Origin of the sequence: Rhodoferax sp. (assembly GCF_037143375.1) — a bacterium.
In the GTDB taxonomy this organism is placed as follows: domain Bacteria; phylum Pseudomonadota; class Gammaproteobacteria; order Burkholderiales; family Burkholderiaceae_C; genus Rhodoferax.
In genome coordinates this window covers 16132-38324 of the sequence record NZ_JBAWYV010000022.1, presented here as the reverse complement: position 1 = coordinate 38324, position 22193 = coordinate 16132, and the positions used below count along the sequence as shown (strand labels likewise).

General features: G+C 59.2%; 19 protein-coding genes. 10 read left to right on the top strand and 9 right to left on the bottom strand.

Annotated elements, in window-relative coordinates:
- From WCG50_RS05705 to WCG50_RS05690, 4 genes are all read left to right on the top strand, one after another.
- On the top strand, positions 1-1040 hold a 1040-nt coding region (locus WCG50_RS05705), incomplete at its 5' end, for a TonB-dependent receptor (protein WP_336898611.1).
- A gap of 80 nt (positions 1041-1120) precedes the next feature.
- Positions 1121-2590: a metallophosphoesterase gene (locus WCG50_RS05700; protein WP_336898610.1), complete on the top strand. Its 1470-nt coding sequence runs from the start codon at positions 1121-1123 to the stop codon at positions 2588-2590.
- Between the two features lie 27 nt (positions 2591-2617).
- Complete coding sequence (locus WCG50_RS05695) at positions 2618-3175, top strand: cytochrome b (RefSeq protein WP_336898609.1); 558 nt, start codon at positions 2618-2620, stop codon at positions 3173-3175.
- Positions 3176-3210: 35 nt separating this feature from the next.
- Positions 3211-4377 carry a metallophosphoesterase gene (locus tag WCG50_RS05690; RefSeq protein WP_336898608.1) on the top strand — a complete coding sequence of 389 codons (1167 nt, stop codon included), beginning with the start codon at positions 3211-3213 and terminating at the stop codon, positions 4375-4377.
- A 496-nt stretch (positions 4378-4873) separates the two neighbouring features.
- Here WCG50_RS05690 and WCG50_RS05685 read toward each other — a convergent pair whose 3' ends face one another.
- The 5 genes from WCG50_RS05685 to WCG50_RS05665 all read right to left on the bottom strand — a co-directional run bounded on the left by WCG50_RS05685 (position 4874) and on the right by WCG50_RS05665 (position 12173).
- Positions 4874-7135, bottom strand: a complete 2262-nt coding sequence (locus WCG50_RS05685) for a malate synthase G (protein WP_336898607.1) — start codon at positions 7133-7135, stop codon at positions 4874-4876.
- Between the two features lie 67 nt (positions 7136-7202).
- Positions 7203-7958 carry a haloacid dehalogenase type II gene (locus WCG50_RS05680; RefSeq protein ID WP_336898606.1) on the bottom strand — a complete coding sequence of 252 codons (756 nt, stop codon included), beginning with the start codon at positions 7956-7958 and terminating at the stop codon, positions 7203-7205.
- Between the two features lie 76 nt (positions 7959-8034).
- Entirely contained in the window at positions 8035-9912 is a 1878-nt protein-coding gene (locus WCG50_RS05675; RefSeq protein WP_336898605.1) for a potassium transporter Kup, read from the bottom strand.
- 75 nt (positions 9913-9987) lie between these two features.
- Entirely contained in the window at positions 9988-10674 is a 687-nt protein-coding gene (locus WCG50_RS05670) for a response regulator (protein WP_336898604.1), read from the bottom strand.
- Positions 10671-12173 carry an ATP-binding protein gene (locus WCG50_RS05665; protein WP_336898603.1) on the bottom strand — a complete coding sequence of 501 codons (1503 nt, stop codon included), beginning with the start codon at positions 12171-12173 and terminating at the stop codon, positions 10671-10673. The genes WCG50_RS05670 and WCG50_RS05665 overlap by 4 nt, the downstream gene beginning before the upstream one ends.
- A 95-nt stretch (positions 12174-12268) precedes the next feature.
- Between WCG50_RS05665 and WCG50_RS05660 the strand changes: the two genes are divergently transcribed.
- From WCG50_RS05660 to WCG50_RS05650, 3 genes are all read left to right on the top strand, one after another.
- Positions 12269-13477: a CaiB/BaiF CoA-transferase family protein gene (locus WCG50_RS05660; protein ID WP_336898602.1), complete on the top strand. Its 1209-nt coding sequence runs from the start codon at positions 12269-12271 to the stop codon at positions 13475-13477.
- A 186-nt stretch (positions 13478-13663) separates the two neighbouring features.
- A complete protein-coding gene (locus tag WCG50_RS05655; RefSeq protein WP_336898601.1) occupies positions 13664-14116 on the top strand; it encodes a rhodanese-like domain-containing protein in 453 nt (150 codons plus the stop codon).
- A gap of 37 nt (positions 14117-14153) precedes the next feature.
- A complete protein-coding gene (locus WCG50_RS05650) occupies positions 14154-15755 on the top strand; it encodes a methyl-accepting chemotaxis protein (RefSeq protein WP_336898600.1) in 1602 nt (533 codons plus the stop codon).
- Here the strand turns inward: WCG50_RS05650 and WCG50_RS05645 are convergent.
- Positions 15712-16929, bottom strand: a complete 1218-nt coding sequence (locus WCG50_RS05645; RefSeq protein WP_336898599.1) for an HD domain-containing phosphohydrolase — start codon at positions 16927-16929, stop codon at positions 15712-15714. The genes WCG50_RS05650 and WCG50_RS05645 overlap by 44 nt on opposite strands.
- A 214-nt stretch (positions 16930-17143) precedes the next feature.
- Between WCG50_RS05645 and WCG50_RS05640 the strand changes: the two genes are divergently transcribed.
- Genes WCG50_RS05640 through WCG50_RS05630 form a run of 3 tightly spaced genes read left to right on the top strand, consistent with a single transcriptional unit; the run spans position 17144 to position 20500 of the window.
- On the top strand, positions 17144-18064 hold the full coding sequence (locus WCG50_RS05640; protein WP_336898598.1) for a LysR family transcriptional regulator: 921 nt from the start codon (positions 17144-17146) through the stop codon (positions 18062-18064).
- On the top strand, positions 18061-18915 hold the full coding sequence (locus WCG50_RS05635) for a ChbG/HpnK family deacetylase (RefSeq protein ID WP_336898597.1): 855 nt from the start codon (positions 18061-18063) through the stop codon (positions 18913-18915). The genes WCG50_RS05640 and WCG50_RS05635 overlap by 4 nt, the downstream gene beginning before the upstream one ends.
- Complete coding sequence (locus tag WCG50_RS05630; RefSeq protein WP_336898596.1) at positions 18908-20500, top strand: glycosyltransferase family 39 protein; 1593 nt, start codon at positions 18908-18910, stop codon at positions 20498-20500. Before WCG50_RS05635 ends, WCG50_RS05630 begins: the two co-directional genes overlap by 8 nt.
- Here WCG50_RS05630 and WCG50_RS05625 read toward each other — a convergent pair.
- From WCG50_RS05625 to WCG50_RS05615, 3 genes are all read right to left on the bottom strand, one after another.
- Positions 20429-20797: a GtrA family protein gene (locus tag WCG50_RS05625; protein ID WP_336898595.1), complete on the bottom strand. Its 369-nt coding sequence runs from the start codon at positions 20795-20797 to the stop codon at positions 20429-20431. The two genes, WCG50_RS05630 and WCG50_RS05625, sit on opposite strands and share 72 nt — an antisense overlap.
- On the bottom strand, positions 20794-21756 hold the full coding sequence (locus WCG50_RS05620; RefSeq protein ID WP_336898594.1) for a glycosyltransferase family 2 protein: 963 nt from the start codon (positions 21754-21756) through the stop codon (positions 20794-20796). Before WCG50_RS05620 ends, WCG50_RS05625 begins: the two co-directional genes overlap by 4 nt.
- A gap of 93 nt (positions 21757-21849) precedes the next feature.
- Entirely contained in the window at positions 21850-22182 is a 333-nt protein-coding gene (locus WCG50_RS05615; RefSeq protein WP_336898593.1) for a PsiF family protein, read from the bottom strand.
- Between the last annotated feature and the right edge of the window lie 11 nt (positions 22183-22193).

The following is a 22193-nucleotide window of genomic DNA, read 5'->3' as shown; positions in this document are numbered from 1 at the left end:
TTGATTCTGCTGTGCCAAACTTCAGCGAGACCTATACAACCACAACCATTCAGCCGTATCTTGAATACGAGTACAGGGTCAACGATAAGCTGAAGATCACCCCGGGCGTGAAATACGCGTCATACCAGCAAGATTTTGTGCATCTTGCAGATAATTCTGGGGGTAAGAAAGGTGTTGGTCCACTGGGTGGAACTTATATCAAGTCGGGTACAGTCGTAACAGGGATCACAGGGGGAGCGCCAAGCCTTTCGAACTCCATTACCTACACGGATGTGCTGCCTTCGCTGGATGTCCACTACAAAATTCAGCCTAACTGGACGCTTTATGGTCAATATGCTTTGGGTGACCAAATTCCAAGTACGAGTGTATTTGACGTCTTGAACGCCAAGGTTTCACCACCACCCAGCCCCACCAAAGCGACCACCGCTCAAATCGGAACGGTCTGGAACTCTGGCGATCTGACACTTGCCGCGGATATTTACCAGACCAAGCTGGAGGGTTCCTATACCGCTTTGTCACCCGACAGTTCTGGCTATGTCGCCTACATTCCTAGTGGGACACAGAAGAACCAGGGTATCGAGGCAGAAGCTAATTTTGTATTGGGGGGTGGTTTTAGTCTGTACGTGAATGCGACATTGGGTAGCTTGAAATACGACAGCACGGGTCTCTGGGTTGCGAGTGCGCCAGCTGACACCGAGTCGATTGCAATCAATTACCAGCGTAACAATTGGTCGCTCAACTTGTCTGCCAATCGTGTTGGACAGATGTACAACGATGACTCGACCGGTAACCATGAAGCTTTTGTGATTGACCCCGTGACAGTTGCCAACTTGTTTGTCAATTACAACATCAAGACCCCTGCATCGTTTGCGAAACAGTTGAAGTTGCAATTTGGTGTCAATAATTTGTTTGATACGCACGCGATTGTGGGTATTGCATTGGCTCAGCCAGGAAGCTCCAGCGCTATTCCGAATAAAGCTGATCTGTTGACCGTTACGCCCGGTCGCAGTGTCTCACTGACGGCCACACTGGACTTTTAATCGCTGGGTCGTGAACCGGCTAAGTTGAGTTAACACTCAAACATAGCGGTTCACCCCACAGCCAGGTTCCGGGGGGCGTGATGCCAAAAGCATCCGCCCCCTGTTTGCATTTTTACCAGTCCGACACCATGCTCACCTCCTCCATCTTCAGAACTTTGGCGCTGCTTCTGGCCGCCCTGTTCGGCCACGCCCTCAGCTGGAGTCAGACCGCCTCCGCGCCCGAAATGGCGCCGGACCTGGTGTTTACCGTTCAAGCCGAAGGCCAAGCCATCGTGCGGGCTTTGACCCACGCCACCGTGTGCCCCGCGATTCAGTGGGACGGCCAAGCGTCGCAAGCCATGACGCCGCGCGCCACGGCCGCGACCCTGCCGCTGCGCGGCGACAGCGCCCAAAAAGACACCAAAGCTGCCGTGTTTGACGTGCTGACCTGCGAGGCCCGTTGGCCCGTTGGCGCCCATCACGCCCGCGTTGCCGGTACCGCTGTGCCAGCGCCCCGCAGCAGCATCCACCGCATCGTCATCATTGCCGACACCGGTTGCCGCATGAAAGCTTCCGAGGCCGCGTTTCAGCCTTGCAACGACCCGGTCAAGTGGCCGTTTGCCCAAGTGGCCCAAAGTGCGGCGGCACTCAAGCCCGATTTGGTGATTCACATCGGAGATATTCATTACCGCGAAAGTCCTTGCCCTGAAGGCAACGCCGGCTGTGCCAATGCGGCATGGGGCTATGGCTTTGATGCGTGGCAGGCCGATTTTTTTAAGCCCGCCAAGCCGTTGCTGGCCGCGGCGCCCTGGGTTTTTGTGCGCGGCAACCATGAGACTTGCACGCGCGCCGGGCAAGGCTGGTTCCGTTTTATTGACGCCCAACCGTGGACGCTGGCGCGTTCTTGCAACGACCCGGCGCAAGACCGTGATGCGGATTATTCCGAGCCCTATGCGGTGCCGGTAAATGCGTTTTCGCAGTTCATTGTTTACGATTCATCACGCACCAATGGCAAGCCTTTTTTGACCACTGACCTGTCCTATGCCAAGTACACGGCCCAGCTTGCAAGCGTTAACCAACTGGCACAGCAAAGGCCAAACAGCTTCTTTATGAGCCATCATCCGCTGCTGGCGGTGGTGCCCGCCAAAGACGCCAGTCCATTCAAGTTGGCAGGCGATAAAGGATTGCAGTCGGTGTTTGAGGCCGCCTACCCGGAGCGGCTCTTTCCGGAGGGCGTGTCGGTCGCCCTGCATGGTCATGTGCATTTGTTTGAGGCCATCAGTTTCAAGAGCAAGCACCCGGTGTCGCTGGTGCTGGGCAACTCCGGCTCTGCCAACGAGGGCCGGGTGCCCGAAAACTTGCCGGTGGGCACTGAGCTTTTTAAAGGCGCGCAAATTGAAGACTACATGGGCCGGGCCGACTATGGCTTTGCTACGCTGGACCGCGTCGGCCCCCATGAGCGTGGCGATTGGCGCTTGACGGAATACACCACCCTGGGCCAAGCCGTCATTCAGTGCGAGCTCTCGGGCGGCAAGAGTCGCTGTAAAAAATTAAATTCGTCCGGCCATTGAGCCGGTCCAACCAAGTTTCAAAATTTCATGAACACCCCCCAAATGACCCCCAACCGATACCACCCGACCACTGTATTTTTTCATTGGCTGATTTTTGTCCTCTTTGCCGCTGCGCTGGCATTTATTGAGTACCGGGGCTATTTGCCCAAGGGCGATCTGCTTAAAAAGTCCTTGCGCAACTGGCACATGCTGGCCGGGCAATTGGCGTTTTTGTTTGTTTTGTTTCGCGTCGTGACGCGTTTGCGTTTTGCGGCTCCCGCTGCAGTGAGCGGGCCGCGCTGGCAGGCCTTGAGCGCGAAAGCGGTGCATGGTTTGCTGTATGCCGTGATGTTTGCCCTGCCCATCAGTGGTGTGTTGTTTACGCAAGCAGGCGGTAAAGAAGTTGAGTTTTTTGGCTGGGTGTGGCCGGCCTTGATCGCACCGGATGCCGGTTTGAAATCCAGCATCAAGGACCTGCACGAGCTGTTTGGCAACGCCGTTTATTTTCTGGTGGGCCTCCATGTGCTGGGCGCGTTGTGGCATCAATGGGTTCTTAAAGAAGGTAGTTTGAACCGCATGACGCTACAACGACGCGAAGCACGTTGATGAACAGTTTTCAACCTACCCCAAAGATTCCTACGATGAAAATAACATTTAAAAAAATAGTCTTGCTGCTGGGTCAGCTGACTTTATTGACAGCGGCTTTCGCCACGGAGGCTCCCGCAAAACCGCATGGCCAGGACAAAGACCCGGTCGTGCTCAGTTTCTCGACGGTGGGTGACTCTCGGCAAGACCCGGTGGCCTTTGACCCTTCAACCGGCCCGTTGACGGCGCAGGACAAGATCTGGCTGCAAAACAGCAAGGCTTGGTCGCGCATCATGCAAGGGGTGCAAGCCCAAAAGTCCAAATTGCTTTTTTTTAATGGCGACATGATCATGGGCTACGGTCTGGCGGGGCCAACGCCCAGCAACAGCGTTGCGGACGTGGTGGGCTCTGATTTGATGGCCTTCTACCGCCAATACGCATTTTGGCGTGGCATGGTAGCGCCCTTGATGGAGTCCGGCACGTATGTTGTTCCCGTCGCGGGGAACCACGAAGTTCAATCCAAGGCATCGGGCAAAAAATCCCAGGTCGAAAACGAAAATGCCTGGCGCGCCAACATGGGCGACCTCATTATTGATACGGCACGGTTCAAGACCATCGTGGGTCAGGATGCCACCAATATTAATGTTCAAAACCAGGGCGGTGTGGACGGTCTAAAAAGCGACCAAGGCCAGCTCACCTACAGTTTTGATGTGAATGACTCGCATTTTTCAGTGGTCAATACCGATGCCGTGGGCAGCGATAACTTTGCCCCCTCCGAGTGGCTCAAGCGCGATCTGATGGCCGCCCAAAGTCGCGGTGCAAAACACTTTTTTGTTTTTGGGCACAAACCAGCCTTTACCTACGCTTATAAAAAACCGACACCAGACAACTTTGAAGCAGTTGGTTTGGATAAATACCCGGAAAAACGTGATGCGTTCTGGCGTGTCATTGAGCAATATGGCGCGACCTATTTTTGTGGTCATGAGCACGAATTCAACATGATGCAACCCAATGGTGCGGCATGGCAGGTGATGGTGGGCAGTGGCGGTTCGCCTTGGGACGCTCAACCCGGCGAAGCAACCATGAACCCGGCCAGCGACCGCGCCTACGCTTGGGCGACCGTCAGCATTCACAAGAGTGGCAAGGTCGACATCAATGCCTATGGATTCAGCGATAGTTATGGTCCGAACCGGTTACTAAAGCGAGTGATTCTTGCACGCTAAATCAAAGACATTGAATGTCCATCCAAGAGTTAAAGCTGACCGGTTGAAGCCGAAGGATTCATTCTTGTGATGAGAAATAAATTTGATTATCTGACTATCGGTCAGATGATTGGCTGGCGACACTGGAAGTCCGCTGTACTGCCAACGACAAACGGGATAACCATTTTTCGTCGCCGGATGACGGCTTCAGAGTTTCTGACATCGGTGGCGAATGACAGCTTCCGGCGAAATTGAAGGTCAACTGTCGACAATCCGCTAGATTTTTTTGGTTTTCAGCTAATCACGGCCGTGGGCCTCAAGCGCCCATTCACCGAGCCGTCAAAGCCGAACCCGTGTTGGTTTCCTGACTTTCTTGAGCCAACAGCGCCATCAACCTCAAACGCCATAAAAAACGGCACCCGCAGGTGCCGTTGTAATCAAGAATCAGGGTTTAAGCCTAATCGGCCTCTAGCCCCCGTGTATCAAGCGCAAGCAGCTACTTATTAAATAGCAAAACTCAAGCCGCCGCAGGTGCCGTGATGGCGGCTGCCGCTGCCGCAACGTCAGCCGCTTTCACCTTCAGGCGCCACGCGTGCAGCAAAGGCTCGGTGTAGCCGCTGGGTTGCGCCAACCCCTTGAACACGAGTTCGCACGCGGCCTTGTAAGCCATGCTGGTCTCGAAGTTGCCGGCCATGTTTTTGTACAGTGGGTCACCGGCGTTTTGGGCGTCGACCACGGCGGCCATGCGCTCGAAAGTCTCGGTCACTTGCGCGGCGGTCACGACGCCGTGGTGCAACCAGTTGGCCATGTGCTGACTGCTGATGCGCAGGGTGGCGCGGTCTTCCATCAGCGCGACGTTGTGAATGTCAGGCACCTTGGAGCAACCCACGCCCTGGTCAATCCAGCGCACCACGTAGCCCAAAATACCTTGGGCGTTGTTGTCGAGCTCTTGCTGTTTTTCAACGTCCGACCAGTTGGGGGTCGCGGTGACCGGCACTTGTAGCAAGCCGCCCAACAAGGTGTCGCGTTCCTTGTTGTAGTCGATCTTTTCCATTTCTTTCTGGATGTCGCTTACCAGCACTTGGTGGTAGTGCAGCGCGTGCAGCGTGGCACCGGTCGGGCTCGGCACCCAAGCGGTGTTGGCACCGGCTTTGGGGTGGGCAATCTTTTGCTCCAGCATGGCTTTCATCAAATCGGGCATGGCCCACATGCCTTTGCCGATTTGGGCTTTGCCGCGCAGGCCGCAGCTCAAGCCGACCAGCACGTTGCTGCGCTCGTAGGCGGCAATCCAGGCGCTGGTTTTCATGTCGCCCTTGCGGATCATGGGGCCGGCCAACATGGCAGTGTGCATTTCGTCGCCAGTGCGGTCCAGGAAGCCTGTGTTGATGAACGCGACGCGGCTGCTGGCGGCTTCAATACACGCCTTCAGGTTGACGCTGGTGCGTCGCTCTTCGTCCATGATGCCTAGCTTGACGGTGCTGTCTTCCAAGCCGAGCATTTTCTCGACGCGGGAGAACAGTTCAGCGGCAAATGCGACCTCAAACGGGCCGTGCATCTTGGGCTTGACGATGTAGACCGAGCCCTTGCGCGAGTTGCGAATCGCATCTTTGGCGGTGCGCTTCAGGTCGTGCATGGCAATCGTGGTGGTCACGACAGCGTCCAGAATGCCTTCAGGGATTTCGCGGGTTTCGCCCTTTTTGTCGGTGTACAAAATGGCCGGGTTGGTCATCAGGTGGCCGACGTTGCGCACAAACATCAGCGAGCGGCCGTGCAGTGTGACTTTTTTGCCCTTGCCGGAGGCGGGCGTGTAGATGCGATCGGCGTTGAGGCCGCGGGTGAATACTTTGTCGCCCTTGGCGACTTCTTCGGTCAGCGTGCCTTGCAGGATGCCGAGCCAGTTGCTGTAGGCCAGCACTTTGTCGTCGGCATCGACCACCGCCACCGAGTCTTCCAGGTCGAGGATGGTGGAGAGCGCGGCTTCTAAAACCAGGTCGCTGACACCGGCGGCGTCGCTGGCACCGGTGGTGGTGGCGCGGTTGATTTGCAAATCAAGGTGCAGGCCGTTGTGCAAAAACAGCACGCTGCTAGGTGCTTTTTCTTCGCCCTGGTAGCCGACCAGTTGGGCTGGCGTGGCCAGGCTGGTGTTGGAGCCGTCGGCCAGTTTCACGGCCAATTTGCCGTCCTTGATGCGGTAGCTTACCGAGTCAACGTGCGAGCCTTTGCGCAGCGGTGCGGTGCGGTCCAGCACATGACGGGCGTATTCGATGACTTTGGCGCCGCGCTTGGGGTTGTAGCCGCCTTTTTTGCCGACTTTTTCGCAGCCCTTGGCTTCGCTGATCACGTCGGTGCCATACAGCGCGTCGTACAAACTACCCCAACGGGAGTTGGCCGCGTTCAGGGCGTAGCGGGCGTTGAGCACCGGCACCACCAGTTGCGGGCCGGCTTGCAAGGCGAGTTCAGCATCGACCTTGGAAGTGCTGATGCGGACCTTTTTCGGGTTCGGCACGAGGTAGCCGATTTGCTCCAAAAAGGCACGGTAGGCGGGCATGTCGCTGACCGGGCCGGGATGGGCGGTGTGCCAGGCATCAAGCTCGGTTTGCAGGCGGTCGCGTTCGGCCAGCAGGGCGATGTTTTTAGGCGCCAGATCGGCCACGAGGGTGTCGACACCTTTCCAGAACTTGGCGGGGGTGATGCCGGTGCCGGGCAGCACTTTCTGGTCGATGAATTGCAGCAGCGAAGTGGCAACTTGCAGGCGGTGTTTGGCGGTGCGTTCGGTCATGGTGAGAGGCTTCCTGAAAAGGAGAAGTTGGCAAATAAAACAGGTGGATGATACAAAAGTGGCGCGTTTATGACGGAAAGAAGTCAAGCACATCCCGCAGACTGCTGCCGGTGCGGGTCGGCTGCGTGCCGAGTTCTTCAAACGGCAGTTGGTAGCGGTTGACCCACAGCGTCTGGTAGCCGTACCAGGTGGCGGCCAGCGCGTCCCACGAATTGCAACTGACAAAAGCGATCTGATGCGCAGGCAGGCCGGTGGCTTGCTCGCCCAGCGCATACGCCTCGGGGTGGGTCTTGAATTTGCGAATGGCGTCGACGCTGATGATGTGGTCGAGCAGGCCGTCCAGCCCAGCTGATTTGACGGCCAGATTCAGCATGGCGGGGTCGGCGTTGCTCAGAATGCCCGTGGCGATGCCGCGGGCCTTGAGCTGGGTCAGCACGTCCTTGTTTTCGGGGAAGGCGCTCAAGGCGCGGTACTGGTTGAGCAAACGCTCAATTTGTACATCAAATGAGCCGCTGGCCCCCGTCTTGTCTGCGGGAGCTACTATTATTTTAATAGCGTAAACCAACGCAGCGCGGGTCAGTTCCCAAAACGGCTGGTAGTGAGCGCCGTGGTTGCAGGTGGTCACCAGGCGGGTGTATTCAATCTGCTTGTCGCGCCACATCACGCTCAAGGCTTGGCCGTGGCCGGGGAACAATTGCTCGGCCAGCAGGCCCACGCTGTAGACGTCAAACAAGGTGCCGTAGGCGTCAAACAGCACGGCGCGGGGCACCTCAAAGCGCGGGGCTTTTGATTTAGTCGTGGCGGTGGCGGTGGATTTGAGCATCACCTAACTTTATTCGATACCACCACCTTGATTAACTTTCTAAAACTCTGTTGATTCGTGACTTAAACAGAGGTAATCAAATCTGCACCCGCGTTCCGAGTTCAATCACGCAGTTGTTGGGCAGCCCAAAAAAGCCCGCCACGCTGCCCGCATTGCGCGACATCAGGGCAAACAACGCTTCGCGCCAATGCGCCATGCCGGTGCCACGGGTGGGCACGATGGTTTCGCGGCTGAGAAAGTAAGAGGTCTCGAACAGGTTGATGGCGAGCCCCTTCGAGCGACACAATTCAAGCGCCTTCGGGATGTCCGGTGTGTTCTTGAAGCCGTAGTTCACCTGCACTTTCCAGAAACCCGCCACCAGCGGTGTGACCTGTACCCGCTCGTCAAAGGGAATCCAGGGCACGTCGTGGAACACCACGGTCAGGATCAGGTTGCGCTCGTGCAGCACCTGGTTGTGTTTCAGGTTGTGCATCAGCGCCTGCGGCACGGTGTCGGGGTTGGCGACCGCGTAAACGGCGGTGCGTTTGGCGCGGTGAATGGTGTCCGAGGCCAGCGCGGTGATGAAGGGCAGCAACTCGGGGTCGTCGTTGCGCAGACTGGTCAACAGCAACTCACGTCCTCTTTTCCAGGTGGCCATCACGACGAAGAGGGCAAGTCCCATCGCCAGCGGAAACCAGCCACCCTGCCAGAATTTGAGCGAGCACGACAGCACCAGCACCACGTCCAGCGCCAGAAACACGCTGGTTGAGCCCAGCGCCACCCACAGCGGGTAGTTCCAGCCGTAGCGCACCACATAAAAGGTCAGCACGGTGGTGATCAGCATCGTCACCGTTACCGCAATGCCGTAGGCTGAGGCCAGCGCCGATGAACTGCCAAAGCCAACCACCGCCAGCAGCACGGCGATCAGCAGGGCCCGGTTCACCTCGGGCATGTAGATTTGCCCGGCCTCTTTGGCCGAGGTGAAATTCACCTGCAAACGCGGCAGCAGGCCCAGCAGCATGGCCTGCTTGGTCATGGAATAGGCGCCAGAAATTACGGCTTGCGAGGCGATGACGGTGGCCAGTGTGGCGAGCACCACGGTCGGGATCAGCCAGGCTTGCGGAAACATCCTGAAGAAGGGGTTTTCCAGCGCTGTGGGGTCGCGTATCAGCAGTGCGCCCTGGCCCATGTAGTGAATCGTCAGGGCGGGCAGCACCAAGCCCAGCCAAGCCAGTTGAATCGGCTTTTTGCCAAAGTGACCCATGTCGGCATAGAGCGCCTCGGCGCCGGTGAAGGCCAGCACGATGGCGCCCACGGCCACAAACAAATGCCAACCTTGCGATTGCAAAAACGCCAATGCGTTGAGCGGGTTCAGCGCATTCAGGATGTCGGGCTGCTGCATGATTTGGTGTACGCCGGTGGCCGTCAGCACGCCAAACCAGAGCACGATCACGGGTCCAAACAACTTGCCCACCACCGCGGTGCCAAAGCGTTGCATGGAAAACAGGCCAATCAGCACGGTGATGGAGATCGGCAGCACATACGGTTTCAGCACCGGCGTGGCGACTTCGAGCCCTTCCACCGCGCTGAGCACCGAGATGGCGGGCGTGATGACGCTGTCGCCATAAAACAGCGCAGCGCCAAACACGCCGGTCAGCAGCAATACGGTGCGCCGGTGTGGCGTCTTGCCCGCCGCGTGGGCGGCCAGCGCGGTCAGGGCCATGATGCCGCCTTCGCCCCGGTTGTCGGCCCGCAAGATGAGCAGCACGTATTTGATCGTCACCACCATCATCAGACCCCAGAAGATCACCGACACGGCGCCGATCAGGTGGGTGGCGTCCAGCGGCACGCCGGTAGCGGGGCTGAAAATTTCCTTCATGGTGTAGAGCGGGCTGGTGCCGATGTCCCCATAGACCACGCCCATGGCGCCGAGGGTGAGTGCCGCCAGACCTTCGCGACCCGTAGATTTACGCATTGCCATCCATCCAAAGTAAACAAGGGGTCACTGTCGTTGCCTGTGCATCAGGATCGCATAAGGATCAGGGTGGCGTCACACGTCGGCCAGCCGGTAGCCCACGCCGGTATCGGTCAGCAGATGGCGCGGCTCCGCCGGGTCGCGCTCGATCTTGGCGCGCAACTGGCCCATGTAAAGACGTAAATAGTGGGTGTGCTCGGTGAACTCGGCGCCCCACACATCGGCGAGCAATTGCCGGTGCGTCACGACCCGGCCAGCACTGCGCACCAGCCGCGCCAGCAGATTGAATTCGGTGGGGGTGAGGTGCAGCGCCACGCCGTCCAGAGACACCACGCGGGTCGTCAAGTCCACATGCAAGCCGTCCAGGTCATGCGTGGTAATGGCGGCGGCCAGACTGGTGCCCCGGTGGCGCAACGCGACCCGCATGCGTGCCAGCAACTCGCCGACGCTGAAAGGCTTGGTCAGGTAGTCATCGGCACCCGCATCCAGCAAGGCAATTTTTTGCGCCTCCTGGTGCCGGGCCGACACCACGATGACCGGCGTGCTGTGCTGCTTGCGCAACTCGCGTACCAGGTCTGCGCCGTCGCCATCGGGGAGCCCCAAATCCAGCACGATGAGGTCGGGCGGCTTGTGTTGCAGCAGCGCACGCGCCTCGCTCAGCGACACGGCGGTTTGCACCTCAAAGCCTTCGACCGACAGGGACGCTTGCATCATGGCCCGAATCTCGCGGTCGTCCTCCACCACCAACACGTTCAAGCTCATGTCAACTCCTGCTCAGTGGGTTGTTCGTCCAGTGGCAGGGTGGTGACAAAGCTGCTGCCGCCGCCGTTGCGCCGCTTGACCGTGAGACTGCCGCCATGCGCCACCGCGATCGCCCGGCACAGGGCCAAGCCGAGTCCGGCACCGCGCGCGCCGGACTGGTCGCCGCGCTGGTAAGGCTCGAAAATCAGGTCTTGCTCCGCCTCGGCGATGCCCGGCCCGCGGTCCTTGATGGCGATCACCAAGGTGTGTGCCGTGGCGCTGACGTTCAGCTCGATCTCGCCGTCGCTGTATTGCAGCGCGTTGTCCAGCAGGTTGCTGATCAATTGCGCCAGCAGAACCGGATCGGCCTTAATCAGCGGCAGACCCAGCGGCACTTTGGATTTGATGCGACGCCCGGGGTCGCGCTGGCGCACCCGTGCCAGGACTGTGCCAACAACTTCTTCCAGCGATTCCCAGTCCTTGCGCAGGGCTTGTTGCAGGCTGGTGAGTCGCACCAACTGCAGCGTGTTCTCGGTCAACGTGGACAGGTAGGTGGCTTCGCTGGCGATGCTGCCCAAAAGACGTTCCTGTTCGGTAGCGCTGAGTTTGTCGTGCTGGGTTTGCAGGGACGAGGCCGCGCCGACGATCGCCGCCAGCGGGGTGCGCAGGTCATGCGACACCGCCGCCAGAAAAGTGCTCTGAAGCTGCTGGCGCTGCGCTTCAATTTGCGCCGCCTGCACGGTGGCGGCGAGGCGCACGCGCCATACGGTTTGCGCCAGCAGCGCACACAAAGCCTGCGCGTGTTCACGGCCATCGGTGTCGCTGGCGAGGGCCGGTTGCACACAGGCGGCGCCCATCACATGCCCTTTGTCACCCAGCGGCAGATACCAGGCATTCAGGCCCGGCCAGCGGCCGGTGCCAGGGCCGAGTACCGCGCATTCGGTCATGCAGCAGCGCAAGCCATCTCGCACGCTGTCGGGCCCATCAGCTGGGCCTGACTGTGGCGGGACATCCTGCGTCAAGGTCACCGAGTTCGGGCCTGCAAAAGCGGCGTCCAGCGCGCGCTGGCCCAAGGCCATAATTTCATCTGGCGCTGTGGTGTTGGCCAGTTCTGTGGCCAGGGCCTGCAACTGGCGCGCCCGCTGCTCGCTCAGCGTGGCATGTCGGGATTCGCGGCGCAGACCGGCCGCCAGATGGCTGATGACCAGCGCCACCGCCAGCATCACCACCAGCGCAATCAAATGCTCGCGGCTCTCCACCTCAAAGGTGAAGCGGGGCGGAACAAAAAAGAAATTCAGAGCCGTCACCGCACCGATGGCGCACACGGCCGACGGCACCCAGTCCAGCCGGTACGCGGCAATGACGATCACCAGCACATAGAGCATGGCCTGGCTGGTGAGCGAGACATAGGGGTCCAGCAACGCGCCACTGAGCGTGGCCGCTGCCAGCAACAGAAAAACGGTTAGCCAGTCAGCCAACGGGCGCTGGCCTTGGTCTGGAGGGAGGGGGGTGGTGCTCATGCTGTCAGCGTACCACCGGCCGTATCAGGATTTCATCAGGATGGTCTCTGGAATAACAGACAATTTGAGTATTCGCAAAAGAGTTCCCAAGCACCATGAACGACACCTCACTCCCCGTCAAACCTTTGCCCCTCGTCGGCCTGCGCGTCGTCGAATTTACCCACATGGTGATGGGGCCGACCTGCGGCATGGTGCTGGCAGACATGGGCGCCGAGGTCATCAAGGTGGAGCCGATGGAAGGCGACCGCACCCGGCATTTATTGGGTGCTGGCGCCGGTTTTTTCCCGATGTTCAACCGCAACAAGAAGAGCATTGCGATTAACCTGCACACACCCGAAGGGGCCGAAGTGGCGCGCCAACTGGCCGCTTCTGCCGACGTGGTGGCCGAGAATTTCAAGCCCGGCACCATGGGCAAATACGGGCTCGATTACGCATCGCTCTCCAAAGTGAACGAGCGCCTGATTTACGTCAGTCACAAGGGCTTTTTGCCCGGCCCTTATGAAAACCGAACCGCGCTCGACGAGGTGGTGCAGATGATGGGCGGGCTGGCCTACATGACGGGTCGGCCAGGTGACCCACTGCGTGCCGGTACCAGTGTGAACGACATCATGGGCGGCATGTTTGGTGCCATTGGCACGCTCGGCGCCCTGATTCAGCGCGGCATCACGGGCAAGGGCCAAGAGGTGCAAAGCGCGCTGTTCGAGAACAATGTATTTCTGGTCGGCCAGCACATGCTGCAGTACGCCGTGACCGGTCAGGCGGCCGCACCCATGCCCGCCCGCATTTCGCCGTGGGCGGTGTATGACGTTTTCACGGTCAAGGATGGCGAACAGATTTTTCTGGCGGCGGTGAGCGACGCGCAGTGGTTGACGTTTTGCGACGCGCTCGGGTTGCACGACCTGAAACTGGACGCCAAATACGCCAGCAACAACGACCGGGTACGCGAGCGCGCCACGCTGCTGCCGATTTTGCGGGAGCGACTGGCAAACCGCAGTGCGGCCGAGTTGGCAGCGTTGCTGGAGGCCCGTGACTTGCCGTTTGCCCCCATTCGCAAGCCCGAAGAGTTGTTTGACGATGAGCACCTGCTGGCCACCGGCGGCTTGGCCGACATCACCCTGCCCGATGGCGAGCGCGCCGGGCAAACCGCACAAACCACCTTGTTCCCCTTCACCATGGACGGCCAGCGTCTGGGCGTGCGACTGAATCCACCGACCTTGGGGGAGCACACCGCTCAATTGCTGCTCGGTTTGGGTTACACAGAAGACGCCATCGAGGCGTTGCTCGTGAAAAAAGTGCTGGCTTGAGTCAGGTGTCTTAAACGGACTACGCAAAAAGTCCATACCTCCCTACAGACGAGATTGAAGACGCCCTCTAGAGTGGTTGCCAGGGAAAAATCACAGCCTGCGGCGCAGCGCTGAGGAATTGACATTCTTTTGACAAGCTGTTTTGTCAGGAGATTGCCCTTCGTTTCAACCTTTCTGGAGAACTACATGAACAAGCGCACGTATTTGAAATGGGCCGCAACCCTTGCCTTGACGGCAGGGATATTCGGCCCGGTTTGGGCCTCGGAAACGCCGGCCACCCTGGCTGGCACCAAGTTGGTCAGCGCGGCGGACGTTAAAAAACTGCTCGACAGCGGCGTGGTGGTGATCGACACCCGGGTGGCTGCTGAGTTCGCCGAGAAAAGCATCAAGGGCGCCAAGAACGTGCCCTACAAGGAAAAAAGCACCAAAGACGTCGGTTTTGATGCCTCGCAAGACCAGTTTGACCTGAGCAAGTTGCCCGCCGACAAGTCGGCTTCCCTGGTGTTGTTTTGCAATTCGGGCGAATGCTGGAAGAGCTACAAGGCTTCGGTGGTGGCCCAAAAAGCCGGTTATTCAAAGATTCAATGGTTTCGTGGCGGCATGCCTGAATGGGTCAAAGCCGGATTGCCGACGCAGTAAAAAAGCAGCTGAATAATAAATTAGGGAGGGCGCCACGATGGCCATCAACGTGTCGATCAAAAGCCGTTTGCTGATGTTGTCAGCGTTTGCCATTTTGGGCATTGCGGTGCTCGTGGGCGTGGTCATCGGGTCCAACCGGATCAGTGATGCGGCGCTGGCGGATGTCTATGAACAGCACACCGAAACCCTGGTTCGCATGCAGCGTCTGGAAAACACCTTGCTGGAGGTGCGTTTTCGGGCGGCGGGGCTGCTGTTGGATCAACTCACCGTGCAAGGTTCCTTGAATCACCTCAAAGAATCACAGACCCAAATAGCCTCGCTGTGGTCCGAGTTGCAGCCCGCATCAATCATCATTTTTTCAGACGGTGAAACTGCCCCCTTGTTCAAGGAGGTGAAAGATAACTGGGCCTTGGTGAACGCCACGCTGGCCAAGCTCGAAAAGGGCTACGTCAGCAAAGACAAAGCAGTGCTCACCACCGTGCTGGAAGACGACTGGCCGGTGCTGCACAAAGGGGTGGTCAAGCCTTTTCAGTTGCTCATCCCGCAGACGCAAAAGCAGGCGCGCGAGGCCTACCTGCGTGCCAAGGCCCAAAGCCAGAAATGGCTGTTGATCGGCACCGTCACGGGCGCCTTGTGCTTGTTGGGCTTGCTGGTGGTGGCTTGGTTGACTTTTAGGGCCATCGTTCGTCCGATTGAAGTGGTGGAGCGCGCCATTCGCGAGATGGCGGCGGGTGATTTGTCTGCCACCCTGGTGGCCGAGCGTGACGATGAGATGGGTCGCATGATTAACGCCCTGGAGTCGATGCGAGCCAGTTTGTCGCAAGTGGTCTCCAATGTGCGCCAAGGCTCCGACGGGGTCGCCACGGCCAGCGCCGAGATCGCCCAGGGCAACCACGATTTGAGTGCCCGCACCGAGCAGCAGGCCAGCTCACTGGAAGAAACGGCCGCCTCCATGGAGCAGCTCGGCGTCACAGTCAAACAAAATGCGGACAACGCACACCAAGCCAACCAGCTGGCGCAAAGTGCCAGCGCGGTGGCGATTCGGGGCGGTGCTGTGGTGGCCGAGGTGGTGGAAACCATGCGGCACATCAACGATTCATCCAAGCGAATTTTTGACATCATCAGCGTGATTGACGGCATCGCCTTTCAGACCAATATCCTGGCCTTGAACGCGGCGGTTGAAGCAGCGCGCGCGGGTGAGCAGGGACGGGGCTTTGCGGTGGTGGCAAGCGAAGTGCGCGCCTTGGCCGGGCGCTCGGCCGAAGCGGCCAAGGAAATCAAAAGCCTGATTGGCGCCAGCGTCGACCGGGTGGCGCAAGGCTCCCGGCTGGTCGATCAGGCGGGGGTTACCATGACCGAAGTGGTCGGCAGTATTCGCCGTGTGACCGACATCATGGGGGAGATCAGTGCGGCCAGCAGCGAGCAAAGCCTGGGCGTCTCGCAAGTGGGCGAAGCCGTGACGCAAATGGACCAGGTCACCCAACAAAATGCTGCGCTGGTGGAGCAAATGGCCGCCGCCGCCAGCAGCCTCAAGTACCAGTCGCAGGAGCTGGTGCAGGTGGTGGCGGTGTTTCTGCTGGCGGGTCGCGAAGTGCTTACTTCGGGATCATTCCCAACATCGCGTCAATTCTCAGGCTGACACGCACGGAGGTCGCAACCAAGGTGGACTGAATGACATACGCTTCAAGCGAGGCATCGCGCAGGCGGGGCTCGGCAATGGGGTCGTCATTTTTGTTCAGCACGCTGCCGACCAGGGGCTCGTTGGGTTTGACACCACGGCGAAGTACCACTGCGGTTTCACCGTTGGCCAGTTTCACAAAGGTGCCCGGCGGGCTGACCCCCAGAATGCGAACCAGTGCGGTGCCGACTTCGTCATGCTTGGTGGTGCCGGTTTTAACGACCACGCTGAGCACGGAGTCGCGCGCGGTGCGGCCAGACCGCGATTTGCGCGGGCTCATGGCGGCTGTGAAGCGGTCAACGGTTTGCAGAATTTTTGTCATGCGTTGCACGGGCGTCCATTCGCTCAAGGTCTCTGGCCCTTCCAGGGTGGCATGATGCAACGCAATAATCTCAAGCCATTGGGGGTCGTTGATGCCGGCATCCTGCAGCATTTTCCGACCCTTTTCAGGATGCTCTTCCACCTCCTGACGCTGGTGAACGCTCAGTGTGTTTTTTTGCAGCGTGAGCGTGTCCTGCAAACGGGTCATGGCCACATTCATGGTGAGCGCAGCACAAACCAGGCTTCGGCGTTCTTCTTCCGTCAGCTTAAACAGGTCAGCCAGCAACTGCACCAAAGTGGCGCACAGCAAGGAATGCAAAACGCTGTAGCCACTGAAATGGGTGACGGCCCGGTTGATCAGCAAAAATTGCGAACCGGCCTTGTTTTCTGCCAGCAAGCGCTGAATGCAGGTGTCCAGAAAATAGAGCTTATTCTCAACCTCCGTCGTGGTGCCTAGGCTACCCAGAAGCCCGGCCAGTTTCGATTCCACCGTGCCCCAGCGTTCGGCGAAGCTACCCGTCAATATTTCCTCGACTGGGGAATCCAGTGTGAGGTTCAGGTGCTTGGAGAAATCCTTGATCGGCGCACCCATCTGATTCAGCGTGACGATGCCGCCCATCATGGCGCGGATGCCTTCTTCCGACTCATCAATTTCGACAAAAATCTTGGAGCGACTCCGGAGACCTTCCAACTGATGGGGCGTTTCAATCCGGTGGCCTTTGGCCAACAAAATGGCGCCCTTTTCGTCGCGCAAGGTGTAACCCAGGACCAGGCCCAGTTGGAGCTTTTCGCGTCGAAGTTCTATCAAGTCCATGATGTAGTGCTAAAGGCTTGTGGTTTGCAATCGGCGTTTTGAAGGCGCACAGAAATAAATACCGATGAGTCGAATTGAAGTCGCTGTAGTGTGCCGCAAGTCTTCTGTTGGTTTGTCGTGACGCAAAGAAACAGTTGTCAAATTCACGTTCAAATTAATGCAATTAAAAAATTACCTGCGTGATTTTTTACTTTTTAGCTTGTAATCTCACCTCATGAGCAAGCTAAAACAACTTGAATCCTTTGTCTCCGTAGCCACTCGAGGCAGCTTGACCGCTGCGGCGATTGCCGAGGGCGTGGCCCCGGCCATCATTGGTCGACGCCTTGACGCGCTGGAAGACCGGCTGGGCGTCAAGCTGCTGGTGCGCACCACCCGGCGCATTTCGCTCACGCACGAGGGCAGTGCGTTCCTGGAAGATTGCCAGCGCTTGCTGGCCGATGTGGCCAATGCCGAGGCCAGTGTGTCTGCGGGCGGTGTCAAGGCCAGCGGGCACTTGCGCATCACGGCGCCAGCCGGGTTTGGGCGCCGTCATGTGGCGCCGCTGGTTCCGCGTTTTCGGGAACTGCATAAAGAGGTGACGATTTCCCTGAGTTTGAGCGAGCGCGTGGTGGATCTGGCGGGTGAGGGCTTTGATTGCGCGGTGCGCCTGGGTGAGATGCCGGACTCATCGCTGGTCAGCGTTCGTTTGGCCGACAACCGCCGCCTGTGCGTGGCCACGCCCACTTACCTCAGGCACCACGGCACGCCCGCGCACCCCAGCGATTTGTCGCGCTTTGATTGCCTGGCCTTGTCCAGCGATGCCTCGCAAAACCGGGGCTGGGCGTTCAAGGTGCCCAAAGGCGAGGGCAGTGAACTCATTCACCTCAAGCCCGGCGGACCGCTGGACTGCTCTGACGGGCAGGTGTTGCATGACTGGTGTCTGGCCGGTTATGGCATTGCCTGGCGCAGCACCTGGGAGGTCGAGGCCGAGATCGCCGCCGGTAGCCTGGTGGCGGTGCTGGAAGATTTTGCAGCGCCGTCCAACGGCATTTACGCGGTGTTTCCGCATGCCAAACACTTGCCCTTGCGCGTGCGCTTGTGGATCGACTACCTCAAACACCATTACGCCCAACCCGGCTTTTGGAAGGCGCAATGAAGACGCAAGAATGGGGTGCTTTGAAGCCCGTCGTCCTGTGTGCCGACGACTTCGCCGTGAATGCGTCGGCCTCTCGGGGTATTGCGCAACTCGCCGCCATGGGGCGCATCAGCGCCACCAGCGCCATGGTGCTGTCACCCCGTTGGTCGCAGGATGTGGCGCTACTGCAAGACCTGCGCGGTCGCATCGATGTGGGCTTGCACCTGGACTGGACCAGTGAGTTTGCCGAGGCCAGTGGCCATGGTTTGTCGCTGGGCAAAGCCATGCTCAAAGCGGTTTTGGGCGGCTTCGATCAGGCGACGGCACGCGATGTCATTGAGTGCCAGCTGGAGGCGTTCGAGGCCTGTTGGCAAGCGCCGCCAGACTATGTAGACGGCCACCAGCATGTGCAGCAGTTTGCCGGCATCCGCGAAGCGCTGGTGCAGGCGCTGGACCGCCGTTACGGTGCCAGCCAACTCAAGCCTTATCTGCGGATTTCGCGCGCACCGCCCGCTTTGGCCGATCTCAAGAGCCGGGTGATTTCGGTGATGGGGGCGGATGCTCTTGAATTAATAGCTGCTCACGCAGGTATCACGGGGGCTGGAGCCCTATTGGGCATATATGACTTCACAGGCGATGAGGCGCGCTATGCCGGGTTGATGGCGGGCTGGCTGCGCGCTGCGCCACCCCTCAGCATCATCATGTGCCACCCGGCGCTCAAAGCCGAGGCGGGCGATGTCATTGGCGCGGCTCGCGCTCAAGAGTTTGCCTACCTGAGCGGTGCTGATTTCCCAGAAGCACTGGCTATGGCCGGTGTGCAGTTGGCGCGGTTTCAGGTCCGTGATGACAAACTAAAATCCGCCGGTGAATAAAAACCTGACCGATCGACAAAAATCCTGGCTAACGCTGGCCGCCCTCTGGCTCGTGCTGCTGCTGCTGGCTTCCCTGAGACCGTTGGCCGTGCCCGACGAAGGCCGCTACGGCGAAGTGGGCCGCTGGATGTTGCAAAGTGGCGACTGGCTCACGCCGCGTCTTAACGGCATTCCGTTCTTTCACAAGCCGCCGCTGCTGCACTGGCTGGAAGCGATGTCGCTCGCCACCTTTGGCGTCAACGCCGTGGCCCTGCGGTTGGTGCCGGCGCTGCATGTGGGCCTGATGATGGTGGCGCTGTACCTGTCGGCGCGCAGCATCAGCACCGAGTCGATTGCGCGGCGCGCCGCCATCATGTTGGCCACCAGCCTGACCTTTATGCTGGGCGGGCAGTACATCAACCACGACATGATGGTCGCCACCTGGATTGGCGTGGCGATCTGGTGTTTTGCGTTTGCGTTCATGGCCGGCGACAAGCCCAATGCGGCGCTGGCCCGCTGGGGCTTTGCGGCCTGCGCCCTGGGTATGCTCAGCAAAGGCTTGATTGGCATCGCGTTGCCGGGGTTGGTGATCTTTGTCTGGCTGATCTGGACGCGCCAGTTCAAAAAAATCCTGTACCTGCCGTGGCTCAGTGGGCTGGCTCTGTTTGCGCTGATTGCCCTGCCGTGGTTTGTGCTGGCGCAGCAAAAGTACCCTGAGCTGTTCAATTACATGTTCATCGGGCAGCAGCTCAACCGCTACACCGCCGCCACCTACAACAACCCGCAACCTTGGTGGTTTTACCTGTTGTCAGCAGCCTTGCTGCTGTTCCCGTGGGTGTTTTTTAGCGTGAACTTGGTGCGCCGTCAGCTTCACCGCTGGATGGGAACCGCCCCGGTGACCACGCCGCTGATGGCCAAAGAGTGGTGGAGCCTGTGCTGGATCTGGTTCGGGGCCATCACCCTGTTTTTCTCGATTCCGAACTCCAAACTGGTCGGCTACATCTTGCCAGTGATCCCCGCGCTGGCACTGTTGTCGGCCCTGGGCTGGGAGCGCGCCATGGCACATCGGGCGAGTGCCGGCAAGGTGTTTGCCGGGTTCTGCCTGCTCAATATCGGCATTGCGCTGGTGATCGTCACGCAGGTTGGCAAGATCACGCGCACCGGGCGCGCACAAGACATCGCCCAGGTGCTGGCCTGCGAGGCTCGGCCCTCCGACACCGTCTATGCCTCGGGTGCGTATCCCTACGACCTGCCGTTTTATGCCCAAACCCGCAAACCCATGGTGGTGCTGGAAAACTGGCCCATGTTGCGCAAGCAAGCGGGCGACGGATGGCAACGCGAGTTGTTTGAAGGCGCTGATTTTGATGCGCAAGCGGCCCAGGTGCTGCAACTGCCCGAGGTGCTGGCGCAGGTGGGTGTCGTGCGTGGCAACTGGTTTGTGGCTGGCTTAGGCAACCGCATGGCCGACGGCTTGGCTGGTTGGAAACTTTTCTACCAAGGCGCGGGTTGGGCGCTCTACAAGTCAGGCAGTCAATTACCGCCGGAAAGCCCAGAACCGGCTGAACACAAAGGTTTGCCCGGCTGCAAAGACCAGGGCCACCAATAAGGCCAGCAGCGCGGGCAGGTCCAGCACGCGCAGCAACAGCGAAAAAATCAGCTCGTTGCTGGCAAATCCGGCCAGCGCGGTCACCGCAAACCGGCCCAGGCTGGTCGCCACGCTGGTGGAGGCATCCTTGAAACTCAGCAACCGGTGCCCGGCAAAGCTGACAAAAAACGCCACCACAAAGCCCAAGGCATTAGCCAGTTCGGGCAGCATGTGGGCTTGTGCCAGCGCAAATACGCCCATGTGCGTAAGGGCCGCGCTGCCCCCCACCGCCAGAAACCAGAAGGTAGAGGCGCTCAAAGGTTTGCCAAGCCATTCCCGTTGCGCTGGCTGATCAGATACGGTGGGCGTTGCTTGACCTCTTCATAAATGCGGCCGACATATTCGGCCAGCACGCCAATGGAGAGTAACTGGATGCCACTGAAAAACATCATGCCGACCACAATCGTGGCGTAGCCGGGCACCGCAATACCGCTGAAGAAATACTCGCCCACCACCCAGGCGCCATAGCCCAGGGCGATGGCCGACAACACCAATCCGACCATCGTCAAGGCCCGCAAGGGGGCAATTGAAAACGCCAGAATGCCGGTCAGTGCCAGCGACAAAGAGCCGCGCAGGCCAAAGTTGCTCTTGCCGTCAGCGCGGGGCAGCGGTTGGTAATCGATGGCGGTGCTGTTGAAACCGACCCAGGCGTACAGCCCTTTCATGAAGCGGTTGCGCTCGGGCAGGCTCTTGAGGGCGTCCACCACTTTGCGGTCCATCAAGCGGAAATCGCCAGCGTTGGCTGGAATCTTGACCCGGTTGCCAAAGTTGACCAGCTTGTAAAAAAGCCCGGTCAGGCTGACCTGCAAGCCCGATTGGTCGTCGCGGGTTTTGCGCACCGCGTACACCACATCAGAGCCAGCGCGCCACTTGGCCAGCATCTCTGGCACCAGCGACACCGGGTGCTGGCCATCGGCATCCATCAGCACCACCACTTCGCCCCGGGTGGCGTCAATGCCGCAGGTGAGCGCGGGTTCCTTGCCAAAGTTGCGCGAGAGCTTGAGGTAGACCACCTCGGGGTGAGCCGCACACAGGCCCTGCATGACCAGCGTGGTGTCGTCGCGGCTGCCATCATCGACCACGATCAACTCAACCTGAGGGCTCAGCGGTCGCAAGGTGGCCAATATTTGGGGCACAAACGTGACCAGATTGCGCGCCTCGTTGTAGGCCGGAATCACGCAGGAAAGGGAGGGGGAGCGGTTGGAGCGAGAAATCATGGGTGCATCATGCCAAAAAAAAACCCCACTTCAGCCAAGCTGGTGGGGTTTTATTATCGTCATCGCAATGACGAAAGCGCGTTTGTTCGCGTCTTACTTGCTCAGGCACTCTTTCATGAAGGCTTTGCGCTCGTCGCCTTTTTTGCCTGTGGCGTCTTTGTTACAGGTTTTCATTTTTTCCTGTTGGGCCATTTTTTTGTCGGATGGCGCTGCTGCGGCAGGCTTGGCGCTCAGACATTCCTTCATGAAGGCTTTGCGCTCGTCACCTTTTTTGCCAGCGGCATCGGTGTTGCAAGTGGCCATTTTGCCTTGTTGGGCGGTAGGTGCTTTGGCAGCGGAGGCAGCAGCAGCAGGCGCATCAGCGGCGTGGGCAGCGCCCAAAGAGAGGGCGAGGCCGAGGCTCAAGAGAGTTAAAAGTTTATTCATGGTGGGTGTCC

Bases quoted from the DNA above. Each gene is read 5' to 3' on its own strand.
- WCG50_RS05700 (WP_336898610.1), top strand. From the start codon at position 1,121: ATGCCAAAAGCATCCGCCCCCTGTTTGCATTTTTACCAGTCCGACACC.
- WCG50_RS05695 (WP_336898609.1), top strand. From the start codon at position 2,618: ATGAACACCCCCCAAATGACCCCCAACCGATACCACCCGACCACTGTA.
- WCG50_RS05690 (WP_336898608.1), top strand. From the start codon at position 3,211: ATGAAAATAACATTTAAAAAAATAGTCTTGCTGCTGGGTCAGCTGACT.
- WCG50_RS05685 (WP_336898607.1), bottom strand. From the start codon at position 7,135: ATGACCGAACGCACCGCCAAACACCGCCTGCAAGTTGCCACTTCGCTG.
- WCG50_RS05680 (WP_336898606.1), bottom strand. From the start codon at position 7,958: ATGCTCAAATCCACCGCCACCGCCACGACTAAATCAAAAGCCCCGCGC.
- WCG50_RS05675 (WP_336898605.1), bottom strand. From the start codon at position 9,912: ATGCGTAAATCTACGGGTCGCGAAGGTCTGGCGGCACTCACCCTCGGC.
- WCG50_RS05670 (WP_336898604.1), bottom strand. From the start codon at position 10,674: ATGAGCTTGAACGTGTTGGTGGTGGAGGACGACCGCGAGATTCGGGCC.
- WCG50_RS05665 (WP_336898603.1), bottom strand. From the start codon at position 12,173: ATGAGCACCACCCCCCTCCCTCCAGACCAAGGCCAGCGCCCGTTGGCT.
- WCG50_RS05660 (WP_336898602.1), top strand. From the start codon at position 12,269: ATGAACGACACCTCACTCCCCGTCAAACCTTTGCCCCTCGTCGGCCTG.
- WCG50_RS05655 (WP_336898601.1), top strand. From the start codon at position 13,664: ATGAACAAGCGCACGTATTTGAAATGGGCCGCAACCCTTGCCTTGACG.
- WCG50_RS05650 (WP_336898600.1), top strand. From the start codon at position 14,154: ATGGCCATCAACGTGTCGATCAAAAGCCGTTTGCTGATGTTGTCAGCG.
- WCG50_RS05645 (WP_336898599.1), bottom strand. From the start codon at position 16,929: ATGGACTTGATAGAACTTCGACGCGAAAAGCTCCAACTGGGCCTGGTC.
- WCG50_RS05640 (WP_336898598.1), top strand. From the start codon at position 17,144: ATGAGCAAGCTAAAACAACTTGAATCCTTTGTCTCCGTAGCCACTCGA.
- WCG50_RS05635 (WP_336898597.1), top strand. From the start codon at position 18,061: ATGAAGACGCAAGAATGGGGTGCTTTGAAGCCCGTCGTCCTGTGTGCC.
- WCG50_RS05620 (WP_336898594.1), bottom strand. From the start codon at position 21,756: ATGATTTCTCGCTCCAACCGCTCCCCCTCCCTTTCCTGCGTGATTCCG.
- WCG50_RS05615 (WP_336898593.1), bottom strand. From the start codon at position 22,182: ATGAATAAACTTTTAACTCTCTTGAGCCTCGGCCTCGCCCTCTCTTTG.